General features: G+C 47.3%; 7 protein-coding genes and 1 pseudogene. 4 read left to right on the forward strand and 4 right to left on the reverse strand.

Going from position 1 to position 9,401, the window contains the following annotated elements:
- Positions 1–139: 139 nt before the first annotated feature.
- Both nrdD and nrdG read right to left on the reverse strand, forming a co-directional pair.
- A complete protein-coding gene (nrdD, locus tag HMPREF3277_RS12725; RefSeq protein WP_070871330.1) occupies positions 140–1,921 on the reverse strand; it encodes an anaerobic ribonucleoside-triphosphate reductase in 1,782 nt (593 codons plus the stop codon).
- Between the two features lie 35 nt (positions 1,922–1,956).
- Complete coding sequence (gene nrdG / locus HMPREF3277_RS12730; RefSeq protein WP_070871331.1) at positions 1,957–2,493, reverse strand: anaerobic ribonucleoside-triphosphate reductase activating protein; 537 nt, start codon at positions 2,491–2,493, stop codon at positions 1,957–1,959.
- A gap of 551 nt (positions 2,494–3,044) precedes the next feature.
- Between nrdG and uvrA the strand changes: the two genes are divergently transcribed.
- The 3 genes from uvrA to HMPREF3277_RS12745 are packed head-to-tail and all read left to right on the forward strand — an operon-like array spanning position 3,045 to position 8,162.
- A complete protein-coding gene (uvrA, locus tag HMPREF3277_RS12735) occupies positions 3,045–5,924 on the forward strand; it encodes an excinuclease ABC subunit UvrA (RefSeq protein ID WP_070871332.1) in 2,880 nt (959 codons plus the stop codon).
- Between the two features lie 37 nt (positions 5,925–5,961).
- Positions 5,962–7,287 (forward strand): ParB N-terminal domain-containing protein, encoded by a 1,326-nt coding sequence (locus HMPREF3277_RS12740; protein WP_070871333.1) that lies wholly within the window; start codon positions 5,962–5,964, stop codon positions 7,285–7,287.
- 23 nt (positions 7,288–7,310) lie between these two features.
- The gene (locus HMPREF3277_RS12745; protein ID WP_070871334.1) at positions 7,311–8,162 is read left to right on the forward strand and encodes a DNA adenine methylase; all 852 of its coding nucleotides are present in this window, start codon (positions 7,311–7,313) and stop codon (positions 8,160–8,162) included.
- A gap of 130 nt (positions 8,163–8,292) precedes the next feature.
- Here the strand turns inward: HMPREF3277_RS12745 and HMPREF3277_RS15060 are convergent, their stop codons facing one another.
- Positions 8,293–8,445 carry a hypothetical protein gene (locus HMPREF3277_RS15060; protein WP_168168271.1) on the reverse strand — a complete coding sequence of 51 codons (153 nt, stop codon included), beginning with the start codon at positions 8,443–8,445 and terminating at the stop codon, positions 8,293–8,295.
- 22 nt (positions 8,446–8,467) lie between these two features.
- Here HMPREF3277_RS15060 and HMPREF3277_RS12750 point away from each other — a divergent pair, with 22 nt between their 5' ends.
- Entirely contained in the window at positions 8,468–8,827 is a 360-nt protein-coding gene (locus tag HMPREF3277_RS12750; protein ID WP_094113538.1) for an REP-associated tyrosine transposase, read from the forward strand.
- Positions 8,828–8,916: 89 nt separating this feature from the next.
- Here HMPREF3277_RS12750 and HMPREF3277_RS15680 read toward each other — a convergent pair.
- Positions 8,917–9,401: pseudogene (locus HMPREF3277_RS15680) on the reverse strand (sugar-binding protein); the annotation flags it as partial.

Below are 9,401 nucleotides of genomic sequence, written 5' to 3' on the forward strand. Positions count from 1 at the left end.
TTGTCCTGATTTAAAGTTAATCCACTATAAATACCGCAGTTTAAACTCGTCCATCCTTTATAAAGTCCTAGACAAAACCCAAAAGGTCGTCTGAAAACCCAAAACCGGTTTTCAGACGACCTTTATCTATTTAATGCCATCAAGCCGCTTTACGATGGTAATGCCGCAGCGCGTGTTCTTTGCGACGACCGCTACTGAATGCCGATACGCGTTTCAGATAGCCGATGACGCGGGTGCCGTAGTCGATGTCGTGCGAACCGCAGGCGGAACAAGCGTGCAGGGTACGTTTGTCGATATGGCCGCATTCGTTGCAGATGGTAATGCGCACGTTCACGCAGAAGTAGTTGCAGCCGGTTTGTGCGGCGATGTCCAAGAGCGAGCGGTAGCCGGATTCAGGCAGGGCTTCGTCAAGGTTCAGGTGCAGCGCGGAGCCGCCGTCGAGCCAGTCCACCAGTTCTTTGCCGTGCAGCAGGAATTTGTCGAGCGCGTTGATTTCTTCGTCTTCAACGACGTAGAAATAGGAGTTGTAGCATTCGCGGCTGACTTTGTAGCCGTCGGCTTTGTCCCATTTGGCGTTTTTCACGCCGAGGTTTTCGGCGGGGACAAACTCGGTATTGAACTTCACGCCATAGTGTTTGCTGGCGGCTTGGTTGGCTTCGAATATGGTTTTCAGACGACCTTGGACGAAGTTGATGTAGTCGTCGTTGTAGCCGACCTTGATACCTTTTGATTCGGCGGCTTCCGCCATGCCGTTGATGCCGATGGTGAGGAACTGTTTGTCCAGCGTGATGAAGCCTGCATCGTAAACGGGCAGCATTCCGGCGGCTTGGTATTCTTCCATCAGTTTGCGGTAGGCGTATTGGTATTTGTGGATTTTGGCCACTTCGGCGGCAAGGTCGCGCTCGTCTTGCTCCAATCGGTTCATGTTAATGGTGATGACGTTGATGGAACCGGTCGCCACGCCGCCCGCGCCAAGAGTGTAGCTGAAGGTGCGGTCTTCAATGGCGTTGCGCAGGCGGCAACAGGAAGCCAACGAGTCGGGATTATCGGAAAGATAAACGAAGAAGGAATTGCCTTCCGCTAACTCTTTCGCCATTTCGTCGGCGAACACGGTGTCTTTGCATTTGCCGCCGTCGGTCAGCATCGCAGCGGTCACGACGGGGAAGGTCAAAACGGCTTTGGTGCGTTCCTGATTGAACCATTTGAGGAAGAAGTTTTGCAGCTTCGCTACGCTCGCCCACACCGGTTTGCTGAAATCGGGGAAGACGAAATCGCCGAACATCGCATCGAAATAGTATTGATCGTAAACGGAAATATTCCAAAATACGCTCTGATAACCGCGCGCGGCAGCGGGCTGGTTGATGCTGTATACCACCTGCTGCATATGGTTGGCGATTTCTTTACCGTGGGTTTCCAAATAATCATCACCGTAGTCTTTGCGGGCGAAGTAGTCGAAATAGGTCAGAAACTCCACCGTCGCCACCGCGCCGGCAAACTGCGCGCTGATGGCAAACACAAGGTTGATAAACGAACCGCAAAACGAAGCCAGATGTTGCGGCGCTTTAGATTCGCCGCCGAGTTTGCTTAAGCCGTCGAGCAGGAAGGGATACAGCGTAACCGACACACAATAAGGCTTAAGGCTGGTTTCGTCGTGCACATAAATCTCATGCGCCTCAATCTGGCGGATGTATTCGTCGGCGACGGATTGGTCGAAAATTTCGGCGATTTTGCGCGACACTTGGGCGCGGTTAATCTGCACGAAAAAGTCTTTCATGATTTCCGCTTCCATCGTGGCGATGTTTTTCTGGGTAACGTTGGCATTGGCGTCCATTTTCGAGCCGTCCGCCGCGTTTTGCGCGCTGATGTAGTCGTGCATGAATTGCAGTTTGCCGTTTAACTGTTCGGGATGCAGCCGAATCATGTTAATTCCTCCTGTGTGAGTTGGATAAAAAAGCCTCAGGCCGTCTGAAAAGCGGCCGCCTGCGGCTGGGTTGTAATCGGGATGATTTTGGGCGCGGGTTTGTCTTTGATAAACAAGCGGTTCAACACCTCGCCCGTGCACAAATCGATAAATTTCTGATTGGTTGTCGGGCTGTCCAAACCGCCCAGCTCCATCTGCCAGCGGCCGGTTTTCAGATACGTCAGATAAGGCAGGATGCCGTCTGAAACCGCCTCCAGCTCCTCACGCTCCAAACCGGTGTACAAACAGGCTTTCAAACCTGCCTGCGTCACGATGCCCAACATTTTCTGCAAAGCTTCCGGCTGCCATTCCCCGCCCATAAACAACACGCAGCTAATCAGCCCGCGATAGCGTTTCAGACGGCCTTTCAAATAATCCTCGGTCAATTCCGTGCCGACACCCTCTTTCCACGCATCGGCACTGTGGCAGCCTTTACAGCGCAGCGGGCAGCCGGAAAACAGAAACGCCAGCGACACTTCGCCCGGCACTTCCTGCCATACGATTTGCTCGATTGTGAATTTCAACGCTGCCATGACTTGCTACTCATAAATACAATATATGGTGTGAATTAAATCATAAGAACACAAGATATGGTATTTTTATTTAACAATGCAACAAACCGATATGATAGTTTTTAATAATTCACTATATTAAAAATCCAAATCAAAAAGCAGTTTAAATATAAAAAAGCCGTACTCGGGAAACACGCTTCGCATTCCCCAATACGGCCGTTACGCCATCATATAGTGGATTAAATTTAAATCAGGACAAGGCGCCGAAGCCGCAGACAGTACAGATAGTACGGCAAGGCGAGGTAACGCCGTACTGGTTTAAAGTTAATCCACTATAATTTTTTGAAATTTACATCCTTTTCTTACAGTACGACCTTGCCCGAATAGCGAAAACCCAAAACGATAAGCAAACTCCGTAATAACAAAAGCCATTAACAATCCATTCCCTCCAATGACCAAAGGTCGTCTGAAAATCCGCTCCCCAACTTTTCAGACGACCTCCCGCAGTCTGAAACCCAAGCGAAAAGTGTTACAATAGCCGTTTTATTTTAGCCGCTTAAGACAGTCCGACCATGTGCAACCACCATCATCAAAACGACAGCAAAACTCCCCACTCAGAAGCTCGCGACAACGACACCATCCGCATCCGCGGCGCGCGTACGCATAATTTGAAAAACGTCGATTTGGACATTCCGCGCCACAAGCTCGTGGTGGTAACAGGATTGTCAGGCAGCGGCAAGTCGTCGCTGGCGTTTGACACGCTGTATGCCGAAGGGCAGCGGCGTTATGTCGAGAGCCTTTCCGCCTATGCGCGGCAGTTTTTGCAGATGATGGACAAGCCCGATGTCGATTTGATCGAAGGACTGTCGCCCGCAATTTCCATCGAGCAGAAATCCACCAGCCACAACCCGCGTTCCACCGTCGGCACGGTAACGGAAATCCATGATTACCTGCGTCTTTTGTACGCCCGCGTCGGCACGCCGTATTGCCCCGAACACAATCTGCCGCTATCCAGCCAAACCGTGTCGCAGATGGTCGATGCCGTGTTGAAGCTGCCGGAAGACACGCGCGTGATGATTCTGGCGCCGGCGGTGCGCGAGCGTAAGGGCGAATTTGTCGATTTCTTTGCCGACTTGCAGGCGCAGGGTTTTGCGCGGGTGCGCGTGGACGGCGAGGTCTATCAGTTGGACGAAGTGCCGAAGCTGGAAAAAAACATCAAACACAATATCGACGTGGTCATCGACCGCGTGAAAGTGAAGGCGGACATCAAGCAGCGGCTGGCGGAAAGTTTTGAAACCGCGCTGCGCCACGGCAACGAGCGCGCGCTGGCAATGGAGATGGACAGCGGCGAAGAACATTGGTTTTCCGCGCGTTTCGCCTGCCCCGTGTGTTCGTACAGCCTGCCCGAATTAGAGCCGCGCCTTTTTTCGTTCAACAACCCGATGGGTTCCTGCCCGACTTGCGACGGCTTGGGCAACACCAATTTCTTCGACCCCGAAAAAGTAGTCGCGCATCCCGAATTGTCGCTGGCAACGGGCGCGATTGACGGCTGGGACAAGCGCAACCAGTTCTATTTCCAAATGATTCAATCGCTGGCGCGGCATTACGGTTTCGATGTGCAGGCTGCTTGGGAAACGCTACCTGAAAAAGTCAAAAAAGTCGTGTTGCACGGCTCGGGAAAAGAAGTCATTGATTTCACTTACCTATCCGAACGCAGCACCACCTTCAACCGCAGTCACGCCTTCGAAGGCATCATCCCCAATCTCGAACGCCGCTACCGCGAAACAGACAGCGAAACCGTGCGCGAAAAACTGCGCGAATACCAAAACCACCGCGCCTGCCCGAGCTGCGGCGGCGCACGTTTGCGCAAAGAAGCCCGCTACGTTTACGTCAGCGGCGAACCTTTGCACGAAGTTTCCGCCTGGCCGCTGACCAAAACCCACCAATTCTTTGAAACGCTGGATTTGGACGGCAACAAAAAACAAATCGCCGAAAAAATCCTCAAAGAAATCACCGAGCGGCTCGGCTTCCTGATTAACGTCGGGCTGGATTACCTGAATCTCTCCCGCTCCGCCGAAACCCTCTCCGGCGGCGAAGCCCAGCGCATCCGCCTTGCCAGCCAAATCGGCAGCGGACTAACCGGCGTAATGTATGTGTTGGACGAACCCTCCATCGGCCTGCACCAGCGCGACAACGACCGCCTGCTCGCCACCCTCAAACGCCTGCGCGATTTGGGCAACAGCGTGATTGTGGTCGAACACGACGAAGACGCCATCCGCGAAGCCGATTTCGTCGTCGATATGGGCCCCGGCGCGGGCGAACACGGCGGCAACGTACTGATTGCCGACACGCCCGAAAACGTCGCCAAATGCGAAAAATCCGTTACCGGACAATACCTCAGCGGCAAAAAATCCATTGCCGTGCCGTCTGAACGCACGCCCGTCAATCCCGACCGAATGCTCGTCCTCAAAGGCGCGCGCGGCAACAACCTCAAAAACGTTACCCTCGAACTGCCGCTCGGTTTGATTACCTGCATCACCGGCGTATCCGGCAGCGGCAAATCCACCCTGATTAACGACACCCTCGCCAAAATTACCGCCCGCGAACTCAACCGCGCCCAAGAAGAGCCCGCCCCATACGACGACATCCACGGCCTCGAACACCTCGACAAAGTCATCAACGTCGACCAATCCCCCATCGGCCGCACCCCGCGCTCCAACCCCGCCACCTACACCGGCCTGTTCACTCCCATCCGCGAACTCTTCGCCGGCGTACCCCTCTCGCGCGAACGCGGCTACAACGTCGGCAGATTCTCCTTCAACGTCAAAGGCGGCCGCTGCGAAGCCTGCCAAGGCGACGGCGTGATTAAAGTCGAAATGCACTTCCTGCCCGACGTATACGTCCCCTGCGAAGTCTGCCACGGCAAACGCTACAACCGCGAAACGCTCGAAATCCAATACAAAGGCAAAAACATCAGCCAAGTACTCGACATGACCGTCGAAGAAGCCCGCGAATTTTTCGACGCCGTCCCCACCGTATCGCGCAAACTGCAAACCCTAATGGACGTAGGCCTCGGCTACATCCGCCTCGGCCAGTCCGCCACCACCCTCTCCGGCGGCGAAGCCCAGCGCGTCAAACTTGCCCTAGAGCTATCCAAACGCGACACCGGCAGAACACTCTACATCCTCGACGAACCCACCACCGGCCTGCACTTCGCCGACATCGCCCTGCTGCTCGAAGTCATAGGTCGTCTGAAAGGCAAAGGCAACTCGATAGTGATTATTGAGCATAATCTTGACGTCATTAAAACTGCGGATTGGATTGTGGACTTAGGGCCGGAAGGTGGCGACGGTGGTGGTAAAATTATCGCTTCAGGTAGCCCCGAGGAAGTGGCGAAGGTTAAGGGGAGTTATACTGGGAAGTATTTGAAGAGTATCTTTAATATATTATAGTTTATTCATCTTATTCATATTTACATGAGAGAAAGAAATGGATTCAAACAAACATAATCGGCAGTTTATTCAGTTAGATAAAATCTTTTTAGACTTAAAAAATCCAAGACATATTCCATATCAATCAGAAGTAGAAACCATTAAGTATCTTTGTGAGAATGAAGATATTTTTAATTTAGCTAAAGATATTGCCTTGTATGGTTTAAACCCACTGGAAAATTTAGCAGTTGTAAAAGATGATAAAACAGGTACTTATGTTGTTGCAGAAGGGAACCGTAGATTATGTGCAATAAAACTCCTAAATGATCCTTATCGTGCACCTCAAAAGTTTCAAAAAAAATTTCTTGAGTTATCTAGTAATTGGGAGAATATTTCTGAATTAGAAGTTATCGTTATAGAAGATGAAGAAAATGTTGATTTGTGGTTAACAAGAATTCATGCAGGGCAGCAACAAGGGATTGGTCGTCGTCAATGGGATTCTGAACAAAAGACTCGTCATTTTGGAGATAGTAAAAATACATTAGCACAACTGCTTTTAGACTATGCAGAAAAAGAGGGGTTATTAACAACAGATACTAGAAGGGGAAAGTTATCAGTAGTACAACGATTCTTAACTAATCATGATTTTAAAAATTTAATTGGAATATCAAACAAAATAGAAGAGTTTAATCCAAGTGAAATAAATATGGAATATTTCACAATTTTCATTAATGATGTTGCTAAAGGGAAAATTGACACACGAACACATTCAACTAGTGAGCAAATTCGTGAATATGTTCAATTCAATAAAAATAATGAAGATTCTAGTAAAAGTGATGATGTTAATAATTCAACTTGTGAATCATCATACTCAATAGATGATAAAATTGATGATGGCACCAATATAATTCAAAATAATCTCGAAAATATTGCTGAAAAACCACAAAGTGAGCCAATAAAAAATATTTCTCCAAAACCTAGAACCAAATTGGTTAATTCAAAGGATTTGATGGATAAATTAAAACTACTTAATAATTACAAATTATCGAAAATATACTATTCCTTAAATGAAATATCAGTACAAAAGCATCCTGCTCTTATAACTGTTGGTATATGGTCTTTTTTAGAATCATTGACTTTTTTACATGGTCGAGATGGAGGTGAATTGTCAGCATATATCAATAATAAATTTAGCAGTCTAGGTTTTGATAGTAAAAAACATAAAGCTATCAAGGAGGCCGTTCAAAGATTTCATGAGAGTGGAAATACTACAAAACATCATCCTACTGCAGCAAATTTTAATTATGAACAAATTATTAACGATTTTGAGGTTATTACTCCATTATTAATAGCAATTATAAATAATATTAATAATCAAAATTAAATTATCTGATTGGTAAAACATTTATGTCAAGTTATTCATTTTCTCCACTAAGATATCCTGGTGGTAAGTTTTCGATGCTGAAGTTTACTAAAGCATTAATATATAACAATGCGCTACAAAGATGTCATTATATAGAACCATATGCAGGAGGAGCTGGTCTTGCTTTAGGTTTAATGTATGATGGCTTTGTAAGTGAAATCCATATTAATGATATAGATCCTATGATATGGAGTTTTTGGTTTTCCATATTAAATCATACAAAAGAATTTATTGAACTAATTAATTCCACTCCTATCACCATAGATGAATGGCATAAACAAAAGGAAATTAACTCTAGATGCAATTTAAATGATTATCTTCACCTTGGATTTTCTACTTTTTTCTTAAATAGAACTAATCGATCTGGCATAATAAAAGGAGCAGGTGCAATAGGAGGCAAAAATCAAAGTGGAGCTTATAAAATAGATTGTAGATTTAATAAAAGTGATTTGATTGAACGTATTAAAAGGATAAAAAAATATTCAAATAGAATTCATCTAACAAATTTAGATGCTATAGCTTTTATAAATGAAGTAGAGAATTACACCCCAGATAATACTTTTTTCTTTATTGATCCTCCATATTATAATAAAGGATCATCCCTTTATACTAGCTTTTATCTTCCAGAAGATCATGCTTTAGTTGCAGACTCTATAAAAAAAATTAATAAATATTGGGTCGTTACGTATGATAATACTCCTGAGATATATAATTTATATGATGGATACGGTCGGATTCCATTTAATATTAATTATTCATTACAGACAAAACGAAAGGGAAATGAATTGTTAATTTACTCTGAAAATTTAGCAATATGCACTGATTATTTAAAATAATTAAAATTTTGTAGCGAGCGTTAGCTTGCGCTTATCCAACCGACCGCGTGCGGTTGGTTGATTGACGGTTTGCTATTTCAACTTTTCAGACGACCTCAAAGGTCGTCTGAAAACATCAACTTCAACAAAGTTAAAACCTTAAACAACAAACCGTTCCTTCTCCAACGCTCAAACCAAAAACAAAAATCCTATGGCGTGTTACCGCAGAAACTTCATTGCCGGCGGCACATTCTTTTTCACCGTCAAACTCGCCAACCCAAAATCGCGCCTGCTTGTCGAACATATCGACTTCGCGTGCGGCCTATATGGATGTGCAAAAACTATATCCCTTTAAAACCGTCGCCGTATGCGTACTGCCGAACCATATTCACGCCATTTGGACGCTGCCGCCTGACGATACGGATTATTCCCTGCGCTGGCGGCTGATTAAAACCAAATTCTCCGCACATTTCCCTCATGCCGAAAACCTGTCTGCCAGCAAACAGCGGCGGAACGAACGCGGTATTTGGCAACGGCGTTTTTACGAACACACCGTGCGCGACGAAATCGATTTGCAGCGTTGCACAGACTATATCCATTTCAATCCCGTCAAACATGGATTGTGCGGCAATGTCCGCGATTGGGCGTTTTCATCGTTTCACCGTTATGTTCGGGACGTTCTTTAACATATCCACTACTACCAGCACTTAAATTACAAAATACGCTTTCACGAGCTATATTTACATCATCTAAGTTCCCAGTTTTCGTCGAAACCCTACACTTCCGTCCGTCCCAATGCGTCGGTAACGACGGTATGGTCTTTGCGGTAGTCGAACGTCCATTCTTCGCCGAGGTTGTTGCTGCTTTTGAGCACTTTGCCGTCGGTGTCGTAACGGTCGTATTCGTAGCGGGATACCAGTCTGTTGGGCTGGTTGTGTTCGACCATAATGTGGTTGCGGTAGGCGAAACCGCGCAGTTTTTTGCCGTCGCGTCCGTAAACGGCGGTCAAATCGCCGTAGCCGTCATAGTCGTAGCGCACCAGTTCCTTGCCGTTGAAGGTGACGGAGGTGAGGCGGTTGACGTAGAAACGCTCGTCTTCGGAAACGAAGACGTCCCGCTCCCCGGCCGGGTCGAAGTCGGGATCGTTGTCGTTCAGACAGATGGAGGAGAATACGGGTTGGAAGCGTCGACCGCTGCCGTCGTAAATGCTGTGCGGCAGACCGTTGTCGTCGTAGCAGAGGCGGATATGGCGGCCGTTGC

This window comes from Neisseria sp. HMSC70E02 (genome assembly GCF_001838645.1).
Lineage (GTDB): Bacteria > Pseudomonadota > Gammaproteobacteria > Burkholderiales > Neisseriaceae > Neisseria > Neisseria macacae.